The sequence below is a fragment of the Halorubrum sp. SS7 genome, assembly GCF_005435055.1.
In the GTDB taxonomy this organism is placed as follows: domain Archaea; phylum Halobacteriota; class Halobacteria; order Halobacteriales; family Haloferacaceae; genus Halorubrum; species Halorubrum salinarum.
The window spans coordinates 1-654 of record NZ_SGXV01000034.1 but is presented as its reverse complement, the minus strand read 5'-3'; the positions used below and the strand labels follow the sequence as shown (position 1 = coordinate 654).

Below are 654 nucleotides of genomic sequence, written 5' to 3'. Positions count from 1 at the left end.
CAGGGTCGTCGATAGCGACCGGTCGCCCGCACACGTCGCAGACCAACTCGAACTCTCCCTCTCCGAGGTGTACGAGGCGCTCTCGTACTACTACGCGCACGTCGAGGAAATGCGTGAGTTCGAGCGTGAAAACGAGGCTGCCTTCGAGCGAATTCACGAGTCATCGCTGAAGCCGAAGGAAACGATTCAGTGACGGGAGCGCGGATTCTCTTGGACGAGCACGTCGGGCGAGTGTTCGAGCGCGTGCTCAGCGAACGGGGCTACGAGGTCGAGCAGGCGAAGGACGTGTTCGGCGAGTTCACGGAAGACGCTGAGTTACTGACGTGGTGCGGCGAGCACGGTGTCGCGCTGATGACGAACAACGCGCGGAACTTCGAGAAACTACACCGGGAGATCGACCACGCCGGGCTACTGCTCTACTACGATCAGAACCGCCCCGACGAGGATCCGGAAGGAGTAGCGCGAGTCGTGGACGAAGTGTTCACCCAGTACGGAGCGACGGACATCGAAAACGAGATCGTTGACCTCGACGAGTGGTACGACTGGCTACACGGGTGACTGACAGTCAACAGTTCGATGCCCGACTCTACAGCGCTACCGCTTTTTGATTCGAAATGTGCGCCCGCGACACTAACGACCGGTCTCATCTCCGGC

General features: G+C 59.9%; 2 protein-coding genes. Both read left to right on the top strand.

Going from position 1 to position 654, the window contains the following annotated elements:
- Window positions 1-193 (top strand): DUF433 domain-containing protein (locus tag EXE44_RS15875; RefSeq protein WP_241991843.1); only part of this gene is annotated, 193 nt, incomplete at its 5' end.
- Between the two features lie 17 nt (window positions 194-210).
- Window positions 211-558, top strand: coding sequence for a DUF5615 family PIN-like protein (locus EXE44_RS15870; RefSeq protein WP_241988325.1), 348 nt, complete (start codon window positions 211-213; stop codon window positions 556-558).
- Window positions 559-654 lie beyond the last annotated feature (96 nt).